Below are 23,463 nucleotides of genomic sequence, written 5' to 3'. Positions count from 1 at the left end.
CGCGTGAGCCGAGGAGATATCACCATGCTGCTGATCGAATGCCCCTACTGCGGACCGCGTGCCGAATCCGAATTCACCTGCGGTGGCGAAGCCGACATCGCGCGCCCGCTCGAACCCGAGAACATGTCGGACAAGGAGTGGGGCGAGTACGTGTTCATGCGCAAGAACCCGCGCGGCGTGCACCGCGAGCAATGGCTGCACACGCAGGGCTGCCGCCGCTGGTTCATGGCGACGCGCGACACCGTGACGTACCAGATTCACGGCTACGAAACCTTCAAGACGTCGTCCGCCCATGGCGCGACGGCCGGTGACGCTGCAAACAAGGGCGAAACGAAATGAGCCAGAAAGACCGCCTCGGCGCCGGTGGGCGCATCAACCGCGCGATTCCGCTGACCTTCACGTTCAACGGCCGCGTGTACCAGGGTTTTCAGGGCGACACGCTCGCGTCTGCGCTGCTCGCGAACGGCGTGCACTTCGTCGCGCGCAGCTTCAAGTACCACCGTCCGCGCGGCATCGTGACGGCCGACGTCGCGGAACCGAACGCAGTCGTGCAGCTGGAGCGCGGCGCGTACACGGTGCCGAATGCGCGCGCGACCGAGATCGAGCTGTATCAGGGACTCGTCGCGACGAGCGTGAACGCCGAGCCCGATCTCGAGCACGACAAGATGGCGATCAACCAGAAGTTCGCGCGCTTCCTGCCCGCGGGCTTCTACTACAAGACCTTCATGTGGCCGCGCAAATGGTGGCCGAAGTATGAAGAGAAGATCCGCGAAGCGGCGGGTCTCGGCAAGGCGCCCGAGGTGCTCGATGCCGACCGTTACGACAAGTGCTTCGCGCACTGCGACGTGCTCGTGGTCGGCGGCGGCCCGACGGGTCTCGCGGCGGCGCACGCGGCGGGTTCGGCCGGTGCGCGCGTGATTCTCGTCGACGATCAGCGTGAACTCGGCGGCTCGCTGCTGTCGTCGCGCTGCGAGATCGATGGTCGCGCGGCATCGCACTGGGTCGAGAAGATCGAGAGCGAGCTCACGCGCATGCCGGATGTGAAGATCCTGCAACGCAGCACCGCGTTCGGCTATCAGGACCACAACCTCGTGACGGTCACGCAGCGCATGACCGAGCATCTGCCGGTGTCGATGCGCAAGGGCTCGCGCGAAGTGCTGTGGAAGATCCGCGCGAAACGCGTGATTCTCGCGACCGGCGCGCACGAGCGGCCGATCGTGTTCGGCAACAACGATCTGCCGGGCGTGATGCTCGCGTCGGCGGTGTGCACGTATATCCATCGCTTCGGCGTGATGCCGGGCCGCGACGCGGTCGTGTTCACGACCAACGATGCGGGCTATCAGGCCGCGCTCGACCTGAAGGCGGCCGGCGCGAAGGTGACGCTCGTCGATCCGCGTCCGCAAGGCAACGGCGCGCTGCCGGGCGCCGCGCGCCGCCATGGCGTGAAGGTGCTGAACAACGCCGTCGTGACGGCCGCGCATGGGCGCCAGAAGGTGTCGTCGGTGGACGTTTCTGCGTATGCGAATGGCAAGGTCGGCGCGAAGCAGGAGAGCATTGCGTGCGATCTGATCGCGATGTCGGGCGGCTTCAGCCCGGTGCTGCACCTGTTCGCGCAGTCGGGCGGCAAGGCGCACTGGAGCGACGAGAAGCTGTGCTTCGTGCCGGGCAAAGCTGCGCAGGCCGAAACGAGCATAGGCGCCGCGGCGGGCGAATTCAATCTCGCAGCCGCGCTGCGTCTCGCGGTCGATGCCGGCATCGAAGCCGCGAAGGCAACGGGCTTCAGCGGCACGCGTCCGCAGGTGCCGAACGTGGCCGACGTCGCGACGGACAAGGCGGCCGCGCTGTGGCTCGTCGGTAGCCGCGAAGCCGCGCCGCGCGGACCGAAGCAGTTCGTCGACTTCCAGAACGACGTGTCGGCGGCGGACATCCTGCTTGCCGCGCGCGAAGGTTTCGAGTCGGTCGAGCACGTGAAGCGCTACACCGCGATGGGCTTCGGCACGGATCAAGGCAAGCTCGGCAACATCAACGGCATGGCGATTCTCGCGGATGCGCTCGGCAAGACGATTCCCGAGACCGGCACCACGACGTTCCGTCCGAACTACACGCCGGTCACGTTCGGCACGTTCGCCGGCCGCGAGCTGGGCGATCTGCTCGACCCGATCCGCAAGACCTGCATCCACGAATGGCACGTCGAAAACGGCGTCGAGTTCGAGGACGTGGGCAACTGGAAGCGCCCCTGGTACTACCCGCTGCCGGGCGAAGATCTGCACAAGGCGGTTGCGCGCGAATGCCTCGCGGTGCGCACGAGCGTCGGCATTCTCGACGCGTCGACGCTCGGCAAGATCGACATCCAGGGGCCGGACGCGGCAAAGCTCCTGAACTGGGTCTACACGAACCCGTGGAGCAAGCTCGAAGTCGGCAAGTGCCGCTATGGCCTGATGCTCGACGAAAACGGCATGGTGTTCGACGACGGCGTGACGGTGCGCCTCGCCGACCAGCACTACATGATGACCACGACGACGGGCGGCGCAGCGCGCGTGCTGAACTGGCTCGAACGGTGGCTGCAGACCGAATGGCCCGACATGAAGGTGCGTCTCGCGTCGGTCACGGACCACTGGGCGACGTTCGCGGTAGTCGGGCCGAACAGCCGCAAGGTGCTGCAGAAGGTCTGCAAGGACGTGGACTTCGCGAACGCCGCGTTCCCGTTCATGAGCTATCGCAACGGCACGGTGGCCGGTGTCGCATCGCGCATCATGCGCATCAGCTTCTCGGGCGAACTCGCGTATGAAGTGAACGTGCCCGCGAATATGGGTCGCGCGGTGTGGGAAGCGATCATGGCCGCGGGCGCCGAGTTCGACATCACGCCGTACGGCACGGAAACGATGCACGTGCTGCGTGCGGAGAAGGGCTACATCATCGTCGGTCAGGATACCGACGGTTCGGTCACGCCGTTCGACCTCGGCATGGGCGGGCTCGTCGCGAAGTCGAAAGACTGTCTCGGCAAGCGCTCGCTGTCGCGTTCCGATACGGCGAAGGCCGGGCGCAAGCAGTTCGTCGGCCTGCTCACCGACGACGCGCAGTACGTGCTGCCCGAAGGCGCGCAGATCGTGCCGCACGGCATCAACGTACCGGCCGGCATGACGGGCGACCTCACGCCGATGCTCGGTCATGTGACGTCGAGCTACTACAGCCCGATCCTGAAGCGTTCGATCGCGCTGGCGGTCGTGAAGGGCGGCCTCGACAAGATGGGCGAAAACGTGACGATTCCGCTGGCGGACGGCCGGAACATCACCGCGAAGATTTCGAGCCCGGTTTTCTACGACACCGAAGGAGCGCGTCAAAATGTGGAATGAAGCTAGAAACAACGCGCCGGACTCGACCGGTGCGATCGCCCGCCAGGGCGCGGGCGGCGTGTGGCAGGAGTCGCCGCTCGTCGGTGTCGCGGATCTCGTGAAGGCGCAGGACGTTGGGTCGTCGAAGAAGTTTCATCTCGGCGAACGCGCGTTCCTCGAACTCGTGAACGTGCGCGGCGACGTGACGGACAAGGCGTTCGTCGACGCGGTGGAGAAGGTGACGGGCGCGCGCGTGCCGGCGAAAGCGAATACGGTGGCGCGCGGCAACGGCTACGACGTGCTGTGGCTCGGTCCGGACGAATGGCTGGTGCGCTCGCAGCAGCCGCAGGCCGCGATGCTGGAAGCGAAGCTTGCCGAAGCGCTGGCGGGGCAGTTCGCGTCGGCAGTGGACGTGGGCAGCGGCTACACGGTGCTGGAAATCAGCGGCGAACGCGCGCGCGACGTGCTGTCGCGCGGCTGTCCGCTCGATCTGCATCCGCGCGTGTTCGCGCCGGGACAGTGTGCGCAGAGCCATTACTTCAAGGCGTCGATCGTGCTGATCCCGCTCGCGGACGACGCGTACGAACTCGTCGTGCGCCGCAGCTTCGCCGACTACTTCTGCCGGATCATGCTCGACGCGGCCGCGCCGCTGCTGCTGTGATTCCGGTCGACGAAGGGATCGCCGCGGCGCTCGCCGCGCACACGGCCGACGCGTCGCGTGCGAAAGGCCGCGGCTGGCGGGTGTTCGTCGACGAGCTGGTGGCCAGTACGCGCATCGGCATCCACGACTACGAGCATCGCGCGCCGCAGCCTGTGGTGCTCGACGCGAGCCTCGTGTATCGCGGCGAGCCGTCGGAAAGCGGCATTGCCGCGATGATCGACTACGAGCGCTACTGCGAACTCGTCACGTCGTTCCTCGCGACGAAGCCGCATACGCGGATGCTGGAGACGCTCGCGGTGGAACTCGCTGTGCTGTCGTTCGGCGAATTCGCCGCGCTCGATGCGCTGACGCTGTCGCTGCACAAGCCGAAGATCCGCGAAGGCACGCGCCGCATCGGCATCGAGCTCGACTGGACGCGTGCGGATTACGATGCATGGCGCGCGACGCATGGTGGGTCGCGGCACGTTCCGGCGCCGCTACGCTGAGCATCGGGCGCTGGTTGCACATGCATCGCACGACAGCGAACGGAGACGGCGATGTCGCGTGAACATACCTCACTGCTGCTGAAGCGCGCGTACGATGCCGGCGACAGCGGCGCCGCACTCGCGCTGCTCGAACAAAGCATCGCGCTCGGACACCGGCGCATCGCGTTGATCCGCTATCTGCAGGCAAGCCATCTGAACGCGCCGCTCGACGAGCGGCATCACGCGTATGTGCGCGACGTGGCCGCGTGCATGAGCCCAACGACGCTCGCGCGGATCGTCGGCGAAGCGCGTGTACGCGCAACGCGTCATGCGGCAACAACACACGGCGATGCCTCGCTGGAGATGACGTTGCCTCCTCACCTTACGTGACGCCCCGCTTGCGCTAGACTGTGCGGTCTGTCGAGGAGACGACCATGATCCGCAAAACGCTCAACGCATCGAGGCTTCAGGAACAGGTTGCGAGGCGCCTCAACCGCATGCCGTCGATCGTCGAAGACGGCGTGAAGATCACGGTGCCGCGGCCGTCGTTGTTATCGGAGCCGGACAGGACCGGCTGCAACTGGACGATGAAGCACTTTGGCAATGCGGCTGGTTTCGAGCGCGACATCGACACCGTGCTGCAAGCCGTGCAGCGCGAATACAACCTCGCGGACGATGCGTCGGATACCGCGAGCGCCGTGAAAAAGCCCGTCAATCCGTTCGAATGAAGCGCCTCGAACAGGTCGTGCTCGCCGCCGATCTGGCCGGCACCGTCGTGTTCGCGATCGAAGGCGCGAGCGCCGCGATGCATGCTGATCTCGATCTGCTCGGCGTGCTCGTGCTGTCGTTCGTCGTCGCGCTCGGCGGCGGCGTGATCCGCGATCTGCTGATCGGCGCAGCACCGCCCAGCGCGGTACGCGACTGGCGCTATCCGGCGCTTGCATTCGTTACCGGGCTCCTCACGTTTCTCTTCCATACGCGCGTCGCGGCGTTTTCAGCGCCCGCGCTGACCACGCTCGACGCCGCCGGTCTCGGCCTCTTCGCGGTGGCGGGCGCGGAGAAGGCGCTCGAATTTCGCATCCATCCGTTCATCGCAACGCTGATGGGCACGATCACCGGTTGCGGCGGAGGCGTGGTGCGCGACATGCTGCTCGCGCGCGTGCCGATGGTGCTCGTCGCGGATATCTATGCGTCGGCCGCGTTCGTGGGTGCGGTGGTGGTGGTTGTTGGCCGCAGGTTGGGCTGGCCGCCGGCACTGGCGGCGGTGTTGGGCGCCCTGGCGTGCTTCGCGCTGCGGATGGCGGCAGTGACGTACGGCTGGCAGTTGCCGAAGATCGCGGCGTGAACACAGCAGCCGCGCTTCCGTTTCGCCTACCGCGCCAGATAGTTCTGCGAAAGCGCCTTCGAAGAACCGATCAGATCGTCGAGCATCAACGTGCGCTTGTCGGGATCGGTATCGCGGCTCGTCATGAAGCACAGCGCCGCGACCGCTTGGCCGTTGCGATCGTAGATCGGCGCGGCCATGCAGAGCCGGAACGTATGCGATAGCCCTTCCGTGCAGCAGTAGCCCAGTTCGGCTGCGTGCTGCACGTCGCGCAGGAAGTCGTCGAACACGACGCGCTTGCCGTTGTCGAGCAGAAAATCGTCGTCGGGAATCAGCGCGCGGATCTGCTCCGCGCTGAGATGGCCGAGCAGCAGGCGCCCGGTCGCGGTCCACGGAATCGGCACCTTCACGCCGATGTCCGAGCTGATGTTGAATGGCCGCGAGCTGTTCTCGGACAGCACGACGGTGTACTTGTTGCCTTCCAGCATGCAGAGCTGCGCGGTTTCGTCGTGCTTGCGCACGAGTGCGAGGATCGCCTGATGCGCGCGGCTGATCAGGTCGTTGTGCACCGCATAGTCGGCGCCGTAGTAGTGCATCTCGCGGCCGAAGAACACGCTGCCGTCGGTGCGCGTTTCGAGCCAGCCTGCTTCGGTCAGGATCGTCACGAGTTCGTAGATGCTGGAGCGGGGCGAGCCGGTCGCTTCGATCAGCTCGCGCATGGTCAGCGGCCGCCGCGCAACGTGCAGTTGCCGAAGGATGCCGATCACGCGGTCCACGCCGCGCGCTCTCGAGTTTTCCTGTGTCGACATGTGTGCGGCTCGTCAGTGATCCAGCACGCGATGCAGGAACTGCCGCGTACGTTCGTTCTGCGGATTCGTGAACATCGCCTCGGGTTCGCCTTGCTCCGCGATCACGCCCTTGTCCATGAACACGACGCGGTCCGCGGTCTTGCGCGCGAAACCCATTTCGTGCGTGACGACCACCATCGTCATGCCGTCGCGCGCGAGGCCGCGCATCACCTCAGTCACTTCGCCGACCAGTTCGGGATCGAGAGCGGACGTCGCTTCGTCGAAGAACATGATGCCGGGCTCGACCGCGAGCGCCCGCGCGATCGCGACGCGCTGCTGCTGGCCGCCGGACAGCTGGCTCGGATAATGTTCCGCGCGATCCGCGAGACCCACGCGTTCGAGCGTTTCCATCGCACGCTTGCGCGCATCGGCGGGGCTCATCCTGCGCGCCTTGATCAGCGCGAGCGTCACGTTACCGAGCGCGGTCTTGTGCGGGAACAGGTTGAACTGCTGGAACACCATGCCGACGTGGCCGCGAATTTCTTTCGCGCGGCGCGGGTCGTGCAGCGGCACTTCGTTGACCCAGACTTCGCCGGAGTCGGCGGTTTCGAGCCCCGCCATGATGCGCAGCACCGTGCTCTTGCCCGAACCCGATGCGCCGATCAGCACGAGCACTTCGCCCGGCCGCACGTCGAGATTGATTTCCTTCAGCACCTGGGTGGCGCCGAACGACTTGCTGACGCCGGCGAGATTGATGGCAGGCTTCGACGTAACGCTCGTGCTCATGACGGCAGACTCCTGGTGGCATGGTGGCGCACCCACTGCGACAGCGGGAAGCACACGACGAAATACAGCACCGCGACGAGACCATAGATCTCGACCGGCTGGCCGACCCGGTCGACGATCGCCTGGCCGCCGTGCATCAGTTCGGACGCGCCGATCATGCTGACGATCGACGTGTCCTTGATCAGCGACAGATACTGACCGACGAGCGGCGGCAGCACGATCTTGCCGGTCTGCGGCAGCACGACGGTAAAGAACGTCTGGGTCTTCGAGAGGCCGAGAATCTGCGAGACCTCCCACTGGCCCTTCGGTACCGCTTCGATGCCGCTGCGGAACACCTCCGCGATATACGCGCCCTGATACACGCTCAAACCGACGACACCGGCCGCGAACACATCGATCGCATAGCCGAAGTACGACACGCCGAAGTAGATGAACATCAGCGTGATCAGCACCGGCGTGCCGCGGAACAGTTCCGTGTAGAGGCGGGCAATGGTAGGCGTGCCCCACGGCCCGAACGAGCGCAGGATCGCCGCGAAAAGGCCGATCAGCGTGCCGCCGGCAATCGCGGCGACCGATAGCAGCAGCGTCATCAGCAGGCCCTGCAGCAGGATCGACAGGCTCGTCGTCAGCAGTTCGGTCGACATGGCAAGTCTCCGGTTAAGCGGATTGTGCTCACGTGCGCTTCGGCTGGCGCGGCATCGCGAACGGCAGGCGGCGGCGCGGCTTTATCACGAGCGGCGGATGGAAGATGCGCGCGCCGAGCTGACCGGCGAGCCACGACAGCACATTGCTCAGCACCAGATACGCGATCAGCGCGACGGTGAAGGTCTGCACGTACAGCAGCGTGCGCGAGTTGATCACCGTTGCCGTGCCGGTCAGCTCGGGCAGCGCGATGGCCGACAGCAGCGACGTGCCGAGCAGCAACTGGATCAGGTTGTTGACGATCGCCGGATAGACGGCACGCGCGGCCTGCGGCAACACGACCTCGACGAAGATCTGCGAGCGTTCGAGGCCGAGAATGCCGGCCGCTTCGATCTGTCCGCGCGGCACCGACTGGATGCCCGCGCGGAACACCTCGGCGAGATACGCGCCGACGTTTACGCCGAGCGCGATCACGCCGGCCGTGTACGCGCTCATGTTCAGACCGAGCGACGGCAGACCGAAGAACACGATAAAGATCTGCAGCAGCACCGGCGTATTGCGGATCAGCTCGATGTAGCAGCTTGCGACTGCGCGAAACACCCGCACACGCGATGCGCCCGCGAGCGCGGTCACGAGGCCGAGGATCAGCGACAGACCGAACGCAAGCAGCGTGACCTGCAACGTGAGCCATGCCGCCCTGAGGAAGTCGGGCACGTAGCCCCACAAGGTTAGCCATTGGTAACTCATCGATTGCTCCTGTGCTTCGGTTCGCGTGCCGTGTTGCCTGTCGCCAGGTCTGCCGTCGTTCCCGCGGGTTAGAACTGCGGGTTCAGCGGATATCGCGGATCGGTGCCGAACCACTTCTTGTACAGCTCGGCGTTCTGCTTCGACGCGTTGATGTTGAACAGGAACAGGTTCAGGTAGTTGAGCCACACCTGATCGCCGGCCTTCACGCCGAACGCGTTGTACTCGAGCGGCACGAGCGCTTCGTTGGTCACGACGAGATCCGGATCGAGCTTCGCCTGATACGCGAGGAAGTTGTTGTCCTCGATCATCGCGTCGGCCTGGCCTTGCTTCACCGCGAGAATCGCGGCTTCCGAGCTGTCGTACTCCTGGATCTTCACCGGGATGCCCATCGAGCGCACTTCGTCGCCGTTCGTCGAACCCTTCACGGTGGCGATCGTGCGGTTCGCCATGTCCTTCGCCGACTGGATGCCGCTGCTCTTCTTGACCAGCAGCGCCTCGCTTGCCACCACATACGGCGTGGTGAACGCGATTTCCTTCGCGCGCTCCAGGTTGCGGGTGAAGTTGCAGAACACCACGTCGACCTTCGCCGTCTGCAGGTTCGGGATCCGGTTCGCGCTCGTCGTGTTCACCACTTCGAGCTTCACGCCCATCTCTTTCGCGAGTTCCTTCGCGAGGTCGACGTCATAGCCGTCGGGCTGGCCGTCCTTGTTGTAGAAGCCGAACGGCGCGAAGGTCAGGCAGTCGCCGACGCGCAGCGTGCCGCGTTGCAGGACCTGCTGCAGCGTGGACGTCGACGCCGTGTCCTGCCCGGGCGGATTGACCTTGGTGCAGCCCGCGAGCGCCAGTACTGCGGTCGCTGCGAGCAGACAGGCGAACTTCGCGCTTGCTTTGACGGGTTTCATCTTTCGATCCTGATCTGAGGTGAAAAGCCGATGCGTGCGCAACGGCGGTCGGGCCGGACCGCCGGTCGTCATGCGTCGGAAACGGGATAACGGTGATCGCCTGCCTGATTTCGGTTGTCCGATATACCGGACTACAGTCCGATACCGTGGATGAAGGGCAGTGTTTCACGGAAAAAAACGGCTGGCAACCGGGTTTACGCGATGCCGATAGCATCGATGCGATTGCCGTGAAAGCCGCACGGGCGTGCGGTTCGGGAGGGTGATCCTGGCGTCAGCTGCCGATGATCAGATACAGGAGCCCCATCGGGGCCTTCGATCCATTCGGCACGGCGGCACGCAGCGGCCAGCCGTACGTGGCACGCAGATTCACGTAGCGCGCGAACTGGAAGCGCACGCCGCCGCCGACGCTCATCAGCGAGCCGTTGTTCGGCTCCGCGGGCTCGTCGATCCGGTCCCACACATGGCCCGCGTCGACGAACACGAACGGCTGCAGCGCCGCGCCGCTCGCACCGAACAGAAAGGGCGGCGCGCGCAGCTCGCTTTGCACGTTCCAGCCGCGGTCGCCGAGCACGACGTACGGGTCGTAGCCGCGCACGCTGCTTTCGCCGCCCAGGCCCAGCTCTTCGCTCGGCAGCAGCGTGTCGGGCGTCCATTGCGCGATGCCGTGCGCCCACACCGAGAAGCCCGCGCCGATCTGCAGGTCCCGTTGCGCCGACAGTTGCGCGTACACGTAGCGGGCCGTCGCGCCCGGCCGTGCCGCTTCGAATGCGGCGTCGCTGTTGTCGCCGTCGAGATGCCCCGGACTGAAGACGAACGTCGCGCTTGCGCTCGATGTGCCCGAGGTGTCGGCGCGATTGAGATCCCACGCTACGGAGAACTGATGGATATGCGTGTTCGAGTTGAACACCTGCAGGCCGCCGAATTCGAGGTCGTTGTTCGAGCGCTTGAAGTCGTAGCCGAACTGCAGCTGCTGCTGCCACGTGCCGAGCGGCGGGAGCCGCCAGTCGTAGCGCGCGCTCAGCTGCGCCGAGATGCCGCTCTGGTTGAAGCTGTCCGGCAGGCGCGGCGTGCTCTGCGCGAACATGCCGAACAGCTCGACGCGATCGAGCCACGGCAGCGGCGCGCTGTAGTTCAGCGCCTGCGCAACGAGCCGCGGGCGGTTGGGGCGTCCTTCGATGTCGGGATTGCCGCTCAGCGCGTCGTTGCTCGCGGTGACCTGGTAGTCGATCTGCTGGTCGAGCCCGAACAGGTTGCCGTAGTCGATGCCGGCGAAGAAGCGGTCGCGGCCGAGCGCGGCCACGCCGTCGTTGTCGTAGCCGGCGCTCACGCGCAGCGGCAGTCGGTCCTGGGTCTGCAGCACGACGTCGGTGGCGTCGGTCGCGGTGCCGGGCGCGTACACCACGTTCACGCTGCGATACGGGTTCGCGTTCAGCAGCGCGAGGCCGGACGACACGTCCGCTTCTCGGATCGTCGCGCCGGGCGTGAGCGGCATTTCGCGCGTCAGCAGCGCATCGGAGAAGTAGCGGTTGCCGCGCGCCTCGACCTTGCCCACGCGATAACGCGCGACCACGATCGTCACGACGCCGCTCGTCACGTCCTGCTCCGGCGTGTAGACGTCGACGAGCGGTTCGCCTGCAGTGCGGTAGCGCTGCACGACCGCGCGGCGAATCTCGACGAGTCGCGCGAAGGTCAGCGGCTTGCCGAGGTCCGCCGCGAACTGCTGGAGGAACGATGCATCGAGCACTGGCAGATGCGCCGCGCTGATCGCGCCGCCGGCGACGCTGGTGGAGGCTGCCGCGTTCTGCTTCGCGCTCGTTGCGTCGGCGACGAAAGCGAGGCCGCGCAACGTCGCAACGGCGATCTGCTGCGAGCCGTCCGCGGCGCCGGGAGGAACGGGCGGTGCGCTCGGGCGTGCGGCGGCCGGCGGTTGGGTAGGCTGCACGTCGCGATACGCCTGCGCATGCGCGGACGATGCATAGACGAGCGACACGGCCAGCGCGAGCGCACGCGCTGCCCGCGCGTCGCGCCGTTCAGGCACGACGCGCGCTATCGCTTCGGCATGCGGGCCGCGCGGCGCGCTCAAGGCTCAGTTTGCCATCGCAGCACCGGATGGGTCGCGCCGGCCGGCATGGCCCACGCGCCCGTCGGGCTGAAGTCCCACGTCGCGCCGAAGCTGGCCGGATCGCTCATCTGCGCGGTGGTGAGTGCGGCGATTGCCGGCACCGGGTTGCCTTGAACGACACCCGTGGTTGCCGCGGACACGCTGCTGTTCCAGTAGCTGTCCGTGATCGTGCCGGTGTTGGAGTCGGCAATACCGCCGGGCGTGCTCGGCGTGTACGGGTTGACGTTGAGCGGCGAACTCGTGAACGACTGCACGATCGAGCCGTAGTTGAACGCGACGAGGCCGGCGAACGGGCCGCCGCCATTGATGGTGCCCGCGGAGTACGACTGCTCGATCAGGCCGGTGTTGTAGGCGGCGAGCCCGCCGGTGGTGGCGTGCGTCCCGCCATTGATGGTGCCGCTTGCGAACGACTGCAGGATCTGGCCGCTGTTGTCGCCGACGAGGCCGCCTTCGTGGCCGAGGCCATACATCGTGACGTCCGCCGACGACTGCTCGATGGTGCCAGTGTTGTTGCCGACGAGGCCGCCGTGTCCGACATCGATGCCGAAGTCGCCCGTCACCGTGCCGCTCGCGTTCACGTGCGTGATCGTGCCGTCGTTCTCGCCAGCGAGCGCGCCGACCGGTCCGGTGTTCGCGGCCGACGCAATCGCGTTGGCGAGCGTCAGGTTGCGGACGACGCCGGCGGTGCCGATCAACGCGAACAGGCCCGAGTTGGCGCTCAGGTTGGTGGTGTCGTTGGCGCTCATCAGCAGGTTGGCGATCGTGTGTCCCATGCCGTCGAACTGGCCCGTGAACGCGAGGTTGGACGGTCCGCCGATCACCGGTACCGCGTTGGGTGTGTCGCTCGCGTCGAGATCGGTGCCCAGCGCGTAGTTGCCTGCGAGGTTGTTGTTGATCGCGTTGAGATCGGCGATCGAGTTGACGAGCTGGTACGCGGTGACCTGCGTGACGAGTCCGCTGAACGGCGCGGCGCTCCAGCTGGAGTTCGTATTGATGGTGCCCGGCGTGTAGCTGCCGTTCATGTCGTACAGCGCGGACACGATGCCAGTGCTCCCGGACCAGTCGAGCGTGCCGTTGTTCGTGACGCTGCCGGCGTTGTCGAGCGAAGTCGCGTCGGCGCGCAATGTCAGGTTGCCTGCGCCCGTGTTCGCGATCGTCGTGTTCGGCGCAACGGTGATCGAGTGGTACGCGTTCAACGCCAGCGATGATGCGCCGTTCCAGCTGAGATTCGACTGCACGCCGATGTCGCCGGTTGAGCCGTTGGCGCCGGTCGTGTTCACCGCTACGGACGTTCCTGCTGACAGGCTGTTCGTCAATGCCGCTGCAGTCGGCGCATCGATCGTGAACGTCGGCGCGGTGAGATTCCACTGACCGGCGGTGACCGTCGCGTTCTGCACGTTCAGCGTATCGCCTTGGGTATCGACGGTGCCGCCGCTGCCGTCGGCGTTGTGCGCATCGATCGTCGCGCCTTGCGCGTTGACCGTGCCGCCGTCGGCGACGAGCCATACGTGACCATCGCGTGTTGCAGTGCCAGTGGCGCGCAGCACGCTGTGGTTGCCGGCGAGCGCGTACACGTTGCCGTCGGTGGCCTGCAGATCGATCTGCGCGGCGCGAATGGTGCCCGCGTTCAGCGTCTGGCCGCCGTTGCCCGCCAGCACGAACACCTGCTGGCCGCTCGACGAATCGGAGAGCAGCACCTGGCTGCCGGTGGCGAGTTCGGCGGTGCCGGTCGGTGCATCGATGGTGCCGACGTTCGCGACGGATTTGTTCGCGACGAGAAACACGTCGCCGCCGCTCGAACTGATGTGGCCGAGGTTGACCACCACGCCGTTCGACGCGCCGCTCAGGACGAGCGGACCGCCCTGCATGAACGTGGTGTTGTCGGCATCGAGCGTGGACGCGACGAAACGCCCGCCGGTGCTGATCACACCGCTCGGACCGACGAGCACGCCGTTCGGGTTGATCAGATACACGCTGCCGGTGGCGTTCAGGTGGCCGTTCAGCTGCGACATCGCGCTGCCGGTGACGCGGTTGAGCGTCGAGCCCGAGCCGTTGCTGAACGACACGGTGCGGCCGGGGCCGATCGAGAAGCCGGTCCAGTCGATGATGCAGCGGTTGCTGGACTGCGTGATATCGAGGTTCGCGCCGTTGCGCGCGATGCTGCCGGTGCCGTCGACGAACTGGCCGTTCTGCGGCAGCGGCGGGGCGGCGAGCGCGGGCAGGCTGGCCGTGAACGCGAGCGCGACGAGCACCGACAGCGGCCGGGGCTTCAACGACGAAACGGGGAAAATGGAAAAGGAAACGGGCGAAATGTCCGCGATGCCGATTGGGCAATAACTGGAATGCCGCATATGCACCTCCCGTGCACAAACATCCCCGTCTCCTGTCGACGAGCGTTGAACGCTGTCAATGGTCTTATTAATGGATGTCGTGGATGCGAAGTGTAGCAGATTAAATCTGATTTAATGGAATGGTTTTTGGGGTGTTTGTGTGAATCTGCTGTGTCGGAATTGGTGTGGCCTTTGTGGATGGGCGTCTCGGAGAAAATGTAACTAAGTGAGCTTCCGCACAGAATGCGAAAAGCGATTTGCAATGCATCAAGCTGTCCAAATGACGGAAGTTAAACGCTGATTCTGTTTTTATCGGAATCGCTACGGGAATTCGTGGTTATTCGAGGTGAATTCGGATTCATGCCTGTTTATTTAATGGAATTGAGTAATTTTGAATTGACGGATCGCATAAATGACGTGTTTTACCGGTTGATTGGCGGTGGGTAATCATATGGGAACGCGCGCGTCGAATGCTCGGGGTTTAGCGCTGGTTGAGCGGTGTGAATGGAGGAGAATGAAGGATCACGAGCGTCCCACCCCGCCCACTATGTACGACGCCCCTTGCGAATTCGCGTTGACTGCCTGCGTGCGGTACGCTTGTGTTCTCGCGCGAACGTCCGCGTCGCGCGGTTCATCGCATCCCACCAGATCATCCGCTCAGCTATGACGAGAAACATCAAGGTCGCGATCGCCGGCGTCGGCAAGATCGCGCGCGACCAGCACCTGCCCGCCATCGCCGGCAACAACGGCTATACGCTGGTCGCCTGCGCGAGCCGCAACGCGCAGGTCGACGGTTGCCGCAACTACCGCACCATCGAAGAACTGCTCGCCAGCGAACCCGAACTCGACGCCGTGTCCTTGTGCGCGCCGCCGCAGGTGCGTTTTGCGCAGGCGCAAGCCGCGCTGAAGGCCGGCAAACATGTGATGCTTGAAAAGCCGCCGGGCGCAAGCGTGACCGAAATCTCGCTGCTGTCCGCGCTCGCACGCGAGCAGGGTGTCACGCTGTTCGCGTCGTGGCACTCGCGTCATGCGCCGGGTGTCGAACCGGCGCGCGTGTGGCTCTCGGACAAGACGGTGACGTCGGTTCAGGTGCGATGGAAAGAGGACGTGCGACGCTGGCATCCGGGCCAGCACTGGATCTGGGAACCGGGCGGTCTCGGTGTGTTCGATCCGGGCATCAACGCGTTGTCGATCGTCACGCGCATCTTGCCGCAGGCATTTTTCCTGACGTCGGCCGAATTGCTGGTGCCGTCGAACCTGCAGAATCCGATCGCCGCGAACCTCGTGTTCCAGGACGCGAAAGGCGCGCCGGTCCGCGCCGAATTCGACTGGCGTCACGGTCCCGTCGAGCAGTGGGAGATCGAGGTCGAAACCGATCGCGGTACCGTGCATCTCGCCCAGGGCGGCAAGGTGCTGACGATCGCGGGCGCCACGCTCGACGTCGGGCCGGAGCGCGAGTATCCGGGCCTCTATGCGCATTTCCACGACCTGATCACGCGCGGTGCGAGCGACGTGGACGTGAGCCCGCTGCAGCATGTCGCCGATGCGATGCTGCTGGGTGGGCGGACGCTGGTGGAGGCGTTTGTGGAGTGAGGTAAAGGTGTTGATTGGCGCGCGGGTTGGCTTGCGAGTCAGGCCGGCTCGGTGAGGCGCGTCAGCGTCTTGTACATCAAGGTGGTTGCGTCGAGTCTAGTGAGAGCGGGGTCGACGCAATAGCCGGGAATCACCCCGACGGTCGTATAACCCAGCGATGTGTAGAGCGGTTCCGCGTGGTCTCCGGTACGGGTATCGAGGGTGAGCAACGTACGCTCGTGAATGAGCGCAAACCGTTCGATCTCCAGCATCAGCGAGCGTGCAATGCCTCGCCGGCGCATCGCCGGGTCGACGAGCAACTTGCGCACTTCTGCGCGATGCGGCTGGTTGGCTGGTGTGTCCCAGTCGAGTTGCACGGAGCCGATGATCTGCTCACCGCACTGTGCGACCAGCACCGCGCGCGTGCCACGTCGAACCGCGGGCAACACCTGCATCGTCCAGAATTCGGCTGCGTGGCGGACCGCGAATGGCAGCACGAACCCGATGCTCGCGTGAGCGTTCACGCACGCGTGCAGCAGCGCGGCGAATTCCGGCAGCCGGCGTTCCATCTCGTCGGCGTCCTGCGTTGTGTACGTGACCGGTCGATTGGCTTCCATCGCTTGTTTCCCTCTAGACGACGAACAGCAGATAGCGCGCGGCTAGCCGTGGCGGCGTGACGAACGCGCTGGCGCCGAACAACTGGTAGCGCAGGCAATCACCGGGGCGCAGTTCGTGCGTCTGTCCGTCGACCGTCACGGCTAGCCGGCCTTCGATCAGCACGAGGTGATGTTCGAGTCCCGGGCGCGGCGTGGCGTCATAGGTGATCTGCGTGCCGGCGGGCAGCGAGCATTCGAGCGTCTCACCCGCGAGTGTCTGCGCGGGCGGCGACACGGAGCGCCGATGAAAACCGTTGCCCGGATCGATCCACACAGGCTGTGCATCGCGACGCACCACCGGCGCGAAGTCGCTTTCCACCATGCGCATCAACCGCGACATCGGCAGTCCGTATGCGGAGCACAGCTTGCCGAGCATGCTGGCTGTGCCGCTGACTTCCGCGTTCTCGAGACGCGATAGCGTCGCGCGGCTCACGCCGCTGCGTGACGCGAGTTCGCCGAGCGACCAGCCGCGCTCGGTGCGCAGTTCACGAAGCCGCTGCGCGATCAGGCGGTCGATCGAGGTTTCTTCTGCTGAGTCGGTCTGGATTCCCATATTCGAGATATTTTCCCGAATGTGGGACGGAGTCAAGCGATCAAAATAGCGACGGCGGTTGGGTAGGGAGCGATCGCCCTCGCGCGCCGGTGGCCCGCCATGAATATCGTCGAATCTTGAGCGGCGGGCCTCAGCGCAGACCCGTCAACGGCACCGTGATGTCGAGCCGCCCGGTCTGTACGCCCATCGTGTTGCGCATAGGCGGCTCGCGGAACGCGCCGAGTTTCGCGCGTTGTTCCTGCGTGCCGATGCCAAGTTGTTCGAGCAGCGCCGCGACGATCCCATAAAGGATCGTCGCATTGCCGTCTTCCACTTTGACCGCGATGCCGAGCGCACCTTCCGCGCCCAGTTCGGCGGTTCGCGCCGATGCGCGCACGCCGATCGCGTAGCTCGCGTCCGCACCGACCTTGCCGACGACCGTGCCTTCGAATGCGCGCATCAATGCCGTGCAGAAGCGGCCTTCGCCTGCGACGAGTTCGGGGTAGGTGGTCATCGCACGATATATACGGCCGAGCGCCGCGACACGCGGCGTGACGTCACTTGAAGCGGCCAGGTGTGCAGGATCGGTACGGTCGCCAGCATCGGCGATCTTCGCGAACAGGCGCGCGAGACGATCGAGCGGGAAGGCCGGCGTGGGCAGATTGCAGCCGTCGATCGACCATTGCACGCCGTCGTCAGGCAGATCGCAGACTGCCGCGACGACGTGTTTCACATGCTTCTGCAGCGGATGCTCCGGCAGATGGTAGTCGCGAACCGCGGCGCCCAGCGCCTGCGCGCCGGCGACCATGCCCGCGTGCTTGCCGGAGCAGTTGCTGCACGCGGCGGTGGGCGTGAAGTCGCGCTTGATCCAGTCTTTCCACACCGCGTCCGAAATGGCCGGGTGGCCGCCGCAACGCAGGTCGGTCTCCTGCGCGTCCGCCTTCGCCAGCATGGCCAGCGCCCGTTCCACATGACGCGGCTCGCTGCTGTGCGACGCACACATCAGCGCGAGATCGGCGTCGTCGAAGCCGAAGCGCTCGAGCGCGCCCGTCTCGACCACGGCCAGTGCCTGAGCCGGCTTCGCGGCGGAACGCGCGAGCGTGATGCGCGATGGCGAGCCGAAGCCGTACAGCAGCTTTCCATGTGCATCCACGACGGCAACGTGAGCGACGTGCGAGTTTTCGATCGCGTCGCCGCGATAGACGGTTGCGGCGATCGGACTGATGGCGGCTGATGGCATGGGCGGCTCCGGGTTCGATGAAGCTGGATCATACGGGATCGGTTGACCGCGCAGGGAGCGAACGGATACTGGAATCGGCTCCGTTTTGTGCGGAATTGGCTCAATCGAGCCGGCGAATCGGCTCAATGTGGCCGATATCGGCTCGATTCAGTGGCAATTCGCACCGAATCAGGTAGTATTGGTTCAAATAGAGCCAATTTATGAGCCGCGACGTGAGCCGATTGCTGGTGATGTGAGCCAATAACGGCAGCGTATCGCGGCAGAATCGGCTCACGAACCTGCCAACCGATCCATCCATGCCAAACCGGTTCACCACTGAAGCCTTGATGCGCGCCATCCGCCTGCTTGCGTACCAGCACGACGGCGCATTCGGCTCGTCCGACCTCGCAGACACCACCGGCCTGAGCCGTGCGACGGTGAAGCGCATGCTGGAACGCCTGTGCGAGGACGGCACGCTCATTCGCGAAGGGAAGGCACGAGCAACTCGCTACCGGCTGTCGGGCGGGCTGTCCGGCGGCGCGTCGGACATCGAACCCGCGCAGGCGTCGCCCCGAGCCGGCGCGCCACGCGTTGGCGGAGTCATCGCCGAAGACACCGACGATGACGTCACGTACAACACCGGCGAGTCCGCGGTCTGGCCGTCCGCGAACCACGCGTTGCGGCAGCGTCTTGCAATGCCGCTCGGCATGCGCGAACCGGTTACGTATCACCGCGCATTCGTCGATCGTTACGTGCCGAATGAGACCTGGCTGCTGCCGCAGGAGCTCGCGGTCGAACTCGCGCAGATGGGCCGCATGCAGGGCCAGCAGCCCGCTGGCACGTATGCGCGCAAGGTGCTGGAGCAACTGCTGATCGATCTGTCGTGGGCGTCGTCGCGGCTCGAGGGCAATCGCTACACGCTGCTCGCCACGGAAGAGCTGTTCAAAAGCGGCATCACGAACGGCGACACCGACGCGATCATGCTGCTCAATCACAAGAGCGCGATCGAGTTTCTCGTCGATACGGTGCCCACGCATGGGCTCTCCACGGCGCTCGTCCGCAATCTGCACGCGGTGCTGATGCAGGACCTGCTGCGGGATACGGACGCGCTGGGCACCATCCGTCAGACGGTCGTGAACATCACGGATACGACTTACGTGCCGATGCAGGTACCGTCCATCCTGCAGGAAATACTCGACCTCATCGTCGCGAAGGCGTGTCGCGTGAAGAACCCGATCGAAGCGGCGTTTTTCGTGTGGCTCAACATCGCGTACCTGCAGCCGTTCGAAGACGGCAACAAGCGCACCAGCCGGCTCGCCGCGAATATCCCGCTGATGCTGTACAACTGCGCGCCGCTCGCGTTTCTCGACGTAGACCAGCATGACTATGCGCTGGCCATGATCGGGGTCTACGAGTTTCGCGACGTGTCGCTGGCGGTCAGCCTGTTCGACTGGACCTACCGTCGCTCGGTGAAGAAATATGCGGTCGCACTGGAGTCGATGGGGGCGCCGGATCCGCTGCGTCTGCGCTACCGCGAGGCGCTGAATGCGGCGATCGGCCTCGTCGTGCGGGATCGCAGGCCACTGGAGGAGGCGGTAACGGAACTCGGTCTGAACGACGAAACGGCGCCGGGCTTTCGCGCACTGCTGGTGAAGGAGCTGACGCAGCTGGAAATGTTCAACTGCGCCCGCTACCGGTTGCCGATGAACGTCACGCAGGCATGGATCGACGAGGGGCGCCCGCAATGAAGCTGGAACAACGGGCGCCCGCCTCGCAACGCACGGCGTTTATGCCTCGTGCAGACCGCGCAGAATCTGCCGCACGCGCGACATATCCTCGTCCACCTGGCCGCGCTGGTCGAACAGTTCAGCGAGCCAGTCGACGAACGCGCGGACGCGCGGCGACACGAGGCGATTCTTCACGAACGCCACCGAAACCTGCATGGGCACCGGCTTCCATTGCGGCAGCACTTCGCACAGCGCACCCGATTCCAGATACGGTTGCGCCGCGATCCGCGCAGGCTGGATCAAGCCGTGTCCGCGCAAGCCGCAGGTGAGGTACGCCTGCTCGTCGCTGACTCTGACGAAGCCGGGCACCTTCACGTTCGTCGCCACGCCGTTCACTTCGAAGTCGAAGTCCACCGCGCGGCCGTTCGAAGGCGACATGCAGTTCACGGCCACGTGCTGCGCGAGATCGTCGAGCGTCGTTGGCATGCCGTGCCGCTCGATGTACTCGCGGCTCGCACAGGTCACGTGTTCGAGCGTGCCGAGCCGGCGCGCAACCAGATTTGAATCGGGCAGTGCGCCGAGCCGGATGCTGCAATCCACGCCTTCGCCAACCAGGTCGACGTTGCGATGACTGATGCCGATCGCAAGATCGACATTCGGGTAACGCACGTGGAAGTCGTCGAGCGCGGGCAGCACGATCGAAGTCGCCACGGCGCCGGGCATTTCCACGCGCAGGCGGCCCGACAACTGGTCGCCGGCTTCGCGCAGGCTCGCTTCCATCTCGTCGATGTCGGCGAGGATCTGCGAGCAGCGCTCGTAGTAGGCAGCGCCTTCCGGGGTGAGGCTCAGGCGCCGCGTCGTACGGACGAGCAGCGGCGTGCCGAGCATCGCTTCGAGGTTCTGGACGATGGTCGTTGCAGTGGCGCGCGGCAGGTCGAGCGATTGCGCGGCGCGGGTAAAGCTGTTGGTATCGACAATGCGGATGAACACTCGCATGGCCTGAATTCGGTCGATCACGTAACTCTCCTATTGATGGACCTTCGCGGAGAAAACACGAAACCTGCATACCGCTTGCGGACTGGAAAATCGGTGAAGCTGTCCGCGGCGCAAAAAAGGCGCGCAAAAAGGACAGGCAGGCCGCACGGAATCCATCCGTGCAGCCTGCCGCGTCGTAGGTGTGTCGGGGGTGCTTCGAGCTGCCTGTGACCGTCCGCCGCGAGGTGTCACCGGTTGCCGGCGCCGGTGGAACCGGCTGCCGGCGCGATCTTCACGATCGGTACCGGGAAACCCGCGGCGGCGATCCGTGCGCCGAACGCGTTGAAGCTGGCGTTACTTGCGCAGCGAATCGAGATCGATCACAAAGCGATACTTCACGTCGCTCTTCAGCATCCGTTCGTACGCGGTGTTGATCTGCTGCATCGGAATGATTTCGATATCCGACGTGATGCCATGCTGGCCGCAGAAATCGAGCATTTCCTGCGTCTCGGCAATACCGCCGATCAGCGAACCGGCAAGACGGCGGCGCTTCAAAATCAGGTTGAACACCTGCGGCGACGGGTGATCGTGCTCGGGCGCGCCCACCAGCGCCATCGTCCCGTCGCGCCGCAGCAGGTTGATGAACGGGTTCAGATCGTGCTGCGCGGCCACGGTGTTGACGATCAGATCGAAGCTGTTCGCGTGCGCAGCCATCTCGTCTTCGTTCTTCGAGATCACCACTTCGTGCGCACCGAGCCGCTTCGCGTCTTCGATCTTCGACGCCGACGTCGTGAACAGCACCACGTGCGCGCCCATCGCATGAGCCAGCTTCACGCCCATGTGACCCAGCCCGCCCAGTCCGACGATGCCGACCTTCTTGCCCGGGCCCGCACCCCACGTGCGCAGCGGCGAGTACGTCGTGATGCCGGCGCACAGGAGCGGCGCGACGCCGGCCGGGTCGAGGTTGCCGGGCACGCTGAGCACGAACGCTTCGTCAGAGATGAGCTGCGTCGAGTAGCCGCCGAAAGTCGGCTCGCCGCTCACGCGGTCGGTGCCGTTGTAGGTCGCGACGAAGCCGTTCTCGCAGTACTGTTCGAGACCTTCCTGGCAGCTCGCGCAGGTGCGGCACGAGTCGACGAGACAGCCCACGCCGACGAGATCACCCACCTTGTGGCGCGTCACGCCGCTGCCAACGGCGGTGACACGTCCTACGATTTCATGGCCCGGCACCACCGGGTAGATCGTGTTACGCCATTCGTCGCGCGCCTGATGCAGGTCCGAGTGGCAGACGCCGCAGAACAGCACGTCCATCTGCACGTCGAACTCACGCAACGCGCGACGCTGGATTTCAAACGGGGCAAGCGCGGATTTTGCGTTCTGCGCTGCGTAAGCGTGGGTTGTGGTCATGAGGCCTCCGGCAAAGGATTGAGGAAGGGATCGCCCCGAAGCGGCCGCCGAAGCGACGTTGCAGCAGGGCCGGTCCACGAGAAGGAAAGCGCGACCTGGTGTGACGGTCGGCGCCGGAATGGTGCTCCGGCAGGGTTCCCATCGTACGAATCGGGCGCCGCCCAGGGAATACCTGAACGTCTCGAAGATTTGCCTGATTCTCCTGGCGGCTGCTAAGGCGCGCTATTTGGTGCTAGATTTCAAGCCTGATTCTCTTTCTCTCGACAGAGCCATCATCAAAATGACACATCAGCAAAACTTCGCCGCCGTCGCGCAGGCGCGCATGGTGGAATTGCTGGCCACGCTCGCGCCGGGCGAGGGCATGCGCGCGTCGCCGCTGGAGGGCGTGCAGTTCCTGCGCGCGAATCACGCCATGCCGCGCCGCCCGGTGATGTACGAGCCGTGCATCGTGATCGTGTGCCAGGGCCGCAAGCGCGGCTATCTCGGCGATCAGGCGTGGCTGTACGACGCGCAGCAGTATCTGGTGCTGTCGGTGCCGCTGCCGTTCGAATGCGAGACCGAAGCGAGCGAGGAAGAACCGTTCCTCGGCATCTCGATCCGCACAGACATGACGCTGATCGCGGAACTGCTGATGCAGCTGAACGACACGCACGGCGCCGCGAGCAACGAGCCGCGCGGCATCTATTCGACGCCGCTCGACAAGCCGTTGTCGGACGCGGTGCTGCGTCTGCTCGAAGCGCTCTCGGTGCCGGATGACGCGCGCATTCTCGGGCCGTCGATCGTGCGCGAGATCTGCTACCGCGTGCTGACCGGCGTGCAGGGCGATGCGATCCGCGCGGCGTTGATGCACCAGCATCACTTCGGCCGCATCGCGAAAGCGCTGCGCCGTATCCACAGCGATTATCGCGGCGATCTCGACGTCGATACGCTGGCGCGCGAGGCCGGCATGAGCCTCGCAGTGTTCCATGCGCAGTTCAAGACGGTGACGTCGACGTCGCCGATGCAGTACGTGAAGACCACGCGGCTGCATCACGCGCGTCTGTTGATGGTGCAGGACGGCGTGAGCGCGGGGGCGGCTGCCGCGCGGGTCGGCTATGAAAGCGCGTCGCAGTTCAGCCGCGAGTTCAAGCGGCTTTTCGGGCTGAGTCCGCTCGACGAACTGCGCCGCGTGCGCGCAACCATCGAAACCGCGCCGCCGCGGGCCCAACCGCCGGCGCCGCGCTATGTGACGGCAGCGTAGCTGCCGCTAACCGAGACGCTAACGCAAGCGCTCACAG

At 65.2% G+C, this 23,463-nt stretch carries 22 protein-coding genes; 10 read left to right on the top strand and 12 right to left on the bottom strand.

Translation table 11 applies throughout. The features are described from left to right. Window positions 1-24 precede the first annotated feature (24 nt). Genes DVS29_RS09795 through DVS29_RS09765 form a run of 7 tightly spaced genes read left to right on the top strand, consistent with a single transcriptional unit; the run spans window position 25 to window position 5,802 of the window. Complete coding sequence (locus tag DVS29_RS09795; RefSeq protein WP_164707886.1) at window positions 25-339, top strand: sarcosine oxidase subunit delta; 315 nt, start codon at window positions 25-27, stop codon at window positions 337-339. Further along, entirely contained in the window at window positions 336-3,353 is a 3,018-nt protein-coding gene (locus DVS29_RS09790; RefSeq protein WP_118180250.1) for a sarcosine oxidase subunit alpha family protein, read from the top strand. The genes DVS29_RS09795 and DVS29_RS09790 overlap by 4 nt, the downstream gene beginning before the upstream one ends. After that, on the top strand, window positions 3,343-3,993 hold the full coding sequence (locus tag DVS29_RS37795) for a sarcosine oxidase subunit gamma (protein ID WP_118180249.1): 651 nt from the start codon (window positions 3,343-3,345) through the stop codon (window positions 3,991-3,993). Before DVS29_RS09790 ends, DVS29_RS37795 begins: the two co-directional genes overlap by 11 nt. Continuing rightward, window positions 3,990-4,478, top strand: a complete 489-nt coding sequence (locus DVS29_RS37790; RefSeq protein ID WP_420816094.1) for a dihydroneopterin aldolase — start codon at window positions 3,990-3,992, stop codon at window positions 4,476-4,478. Before DVS29_RS37795 ends, DVS29_RS37790 begins: the two co-directional genes overlap by 4 nt. A 51-nt stretch (window positions 4,479-4,529) precedes the next feature. After that, complete coding sequence (locus DVS29_RS09775; protein WP_240655525.1) at window positions 4,530-4,847, top strand: hypothetical protein; 318 nt, start codon at window positions 4,530-4,532, stop codon at window positions 4,845-4,847. 44 nt (window positions 4,848-4,891) lie between these two features. Further along, the gene (locus DVS29_RS09770) at window positions 4,892-5,185 is read left to right on the top strand and encodes a hypothetical protein (RefSeq protein WP_118180248.1); all 294 of its coding nucleotides are present in this window, start codon (window positions 4,892-4,894) and stop codon (window positions 5,183-5,185) included. Continuing rightward, window positions 5,182-5,802, top strand: coding sequence for a trimeric intracellular cation channel family protein (locus tag DVS29_RS09765; RefSeq protein WP_118180247.1), 621 nt, complete (start codon window positions 5,182-5,184; stop codon window positions 5,800-5,802). The genes DVS29_RS09770 and DVS29_RS09765 overlap by 4 nt, the downstream gene beginning before the upstream one ends. Before the next feature lie 26 nt (window positions 5,803-5,828). Here DVS29_RS09765 and DVS29_RS09760 read toward each other — a convergent pair whose 3' ends face one another. The 7 genes from DVS29_RS09760 to DVS29_RS09730 all read right to left on the bottom strand — a co-directional run bounded on the left by DVS29_RS09760 (window position 5,829) and on the right by DVS29_RS09730 (window position 14,041). Then, complete coding sequence (locus DVS29_RS09760) at window positions 5,829-6,590, bottom strand: IclR family transcriptional regulator (protein ID WP_118180246.1); 762 nt, start codon at window positions 6,588-6,590, stop codon at window positions 5,829-5,831. Window positions 6,591-6,602: 12 nt separating this feature from the next. Further along, a complete protein-coding gene (locus DVS29_RS09755; protein ID WP_118180245.1) occupies window positions 6,603-7,355 on the bottom strand; it encodes an amino acid ABC transporter ATP-binding protein in 753 nt (250 codons plus the stop codon). After that, window positions 7,352-7,999 (bottom strand): amino acid ABC transporter permease, encoded by a 648-nt coding sequence (locus DVS29_RS09750; RefSeq protein ID WP_118180244.1) that lies wholly within the window; start codon window positions 7,997-7,999, stop codon window positions 7,352-7,354. The genes DVS29_RS09755 and DVS29_RS09750 overlap by 4 nt, the downstream gene beginning before the upstream one ends. Window positions 8,000-8,027: 28 nt before the next feature. Continuing rightward, window positions 8,028-8,744, bottom strand: coding sequence for an amino acid ABC transporter permease (locus DVS29_RS09745; protein WP_118180243.1), 717 nt, complete (start codon window positions 8,742-8,744; stop codon window positions 8,028-8,030). Window positions 8,745-8,812: 68 nt separating this feature from the next. Beyond that, window positions 8,813-9,646 carry an ABC transporter substrate-binding protein gene (locus DVS29_RS09740; protein ID WP_118180242.1) on the bottom strand — a complete coding sequence of 278 codons (834 nt, stop codon included), beginning with the start codon at window positions 9,644-9,646 and terminating at the stop codon, window positions 8,813-8,815. A 271-nt stretch (window positions 9,647-9,917) separates the two neighbouring features. Then, window positions 9,918-11,684 (bottom strand): ShlB/FhaC/HecB family hemolysin secretion/activation protein, encoded by a 1,767-nt coding sequence (locus tag DVS29_RS09735; RefSeq protein WP_118180363.1) that lies wholly within the window; start codon window positions 11,682-11,684, stop codon window positions 9,918-9,920. 41 nt (window positions 11,685-11,725) lie between these two features. After that, window positions 11,726-14,041 carry a beta strand repeat-containing protein gene (locus DVS29_RS09730; RefSeq protein WP_240655524.1) on the bottom strand — a complete coding sequence of 772 codons (2,316 nt, stop codon included), beginning with the start codon at window positions 14,039-14,041 and terminating at the stop codon, window positions 11,726-11,728. Between the two features lie 720 nt (window positions 14,042-14,761). Here DVS29_RS09730 and DVS29_RS09725 point away from each other — a divergent pair. Next, a complete protein-coding gene (locus DVS29_RS09725; RefSeq protein WP_118180240.1) occupies window positions 14,762-15,691 on the top strand; it encodes a Gfo/Idh/MocA family protein in 930 nt (309 codons plus the stop codon). Window positions 15,692-15,729: 38 nt separating this feature from the next. Here the strand turns inward: DVS29_RS09725 and DVS29_RS09720 are convergent, their stop codons facing one another. The 3 genes from DVS29_RS09720 to DVS29_RS09710 form a co-directional block, all read right to left on the bottom strand. Next, complete coding sequence (locus tag DVS29_RS09720; protein WP_118180239.1) at window positions 15,730-16,287, bottom strand: GNAT family N-acetyltransferase; 558 nt, start codon at window positions 16,285-16,287, stop codon at window positions 15,730-15,732. 13 nt (window positions 16,288-16,300) lie between these two features. Continuing rightward, complete coding sequence (locus DVS29_RS09715; protein ID WP_118180238.1) at window positions 16,301-16,879, bottom strand: helix-turn-helix domain-containing protein; 579 nt, start codon at window positions 16,877-16,879, stop codon at window positions 16,301-16,303. Window positions 16,880-17,009: 130 nt separating this feature from the next. Further along, window positions 17,010-18,098 (bottom strand): asparaginase, encoded by a 1,089-nt coding sequence (locus tag DVS29_RS09710; RefSeq protein ID WP_118180237.1) that lies wholly within the window; start codon window positions 18,096-18,098, stop codon window positions 17,010-17,012. Window positions 18,099-18,394: 296 nt separating this feature from the next. Here DVS29_RS09710 and DVS29_RS09705 point away from each other — a divergent pair, with 296 nt between their 5' ends. Further along, on the top strand, window positions 18,395-19,825 hold the full coding sequence (locus tag DVS29_RS09705) for a Fic family protein (protein ID WP_118180236.1): 1,431 nt from the start codon (window positions 18,395-18,397) through the stop codon (window positions 19,823-19,825). Window positions 19,826-19,864: 39 nt separating this feature from the next. Here DVS29_RS09705 and DVS29_RS09700 read toward each other — a convergent pair whose 3' ends face one another. Continuing rightward, window positions 19,865-20,821, bottom strand: a complete 957-nt coding sequence (locus tag DVS29_RS09700; RefSeq protein ID WP_164707885.1) for a LysR family transcriptional regulator — start codon at window positions 20,819-20,821, stop codon at window positions 19,865-19,867. Window positions 20,822-21,133: 312 nt separating this feature from the next. Further along, window positions 21,134-22,186 (bottom strand): NAD(P)-dependent alcohol dehydrogenase, encoded by a 1,053-nt coding sequence (locus DVS29_RS09695; RefSeq protein ID WP_118180234.1) that lies wholly within the window; start codon window positions 22,184-22,186, stop codon window positions 21,134-21,136. 280 nt (window positions 22,187-22,466) lie between these two features. Here DVS29_RS09695 and DVS29_RS09690 point away from each other — a divergent pair, with 280 nt between their 5' ends. Then, entirely contained in the window at window positions 22,467-23,426 is a 960-nt protein-coding gene (locus DVS29_RS09690; protein ID WP_118180233.1) for an AraC family transcriptional regulator, read from the top strand. The last annotated feature ends 37 nt before the right edge of the window (window positions 23,427-23,463 follow it).

It is taken from the genome of Paraburkholderia phosphatilytica, from assembly GCF_003443895.1.
In the GTDB taxonomy this organism is placed as follows: Bacteria; Pseudomonadota; Gammaproteobacteria; order Burkholderiales; family Burkholderiaceae; genus Paraburkholderia; species Paraburkholderia phosphatilytica.
The sequence above is the reverse complement of the archived record's forward strand: the minus strand, read 5'-3'. Positions and strand labels throughout refer to the sequence as shown.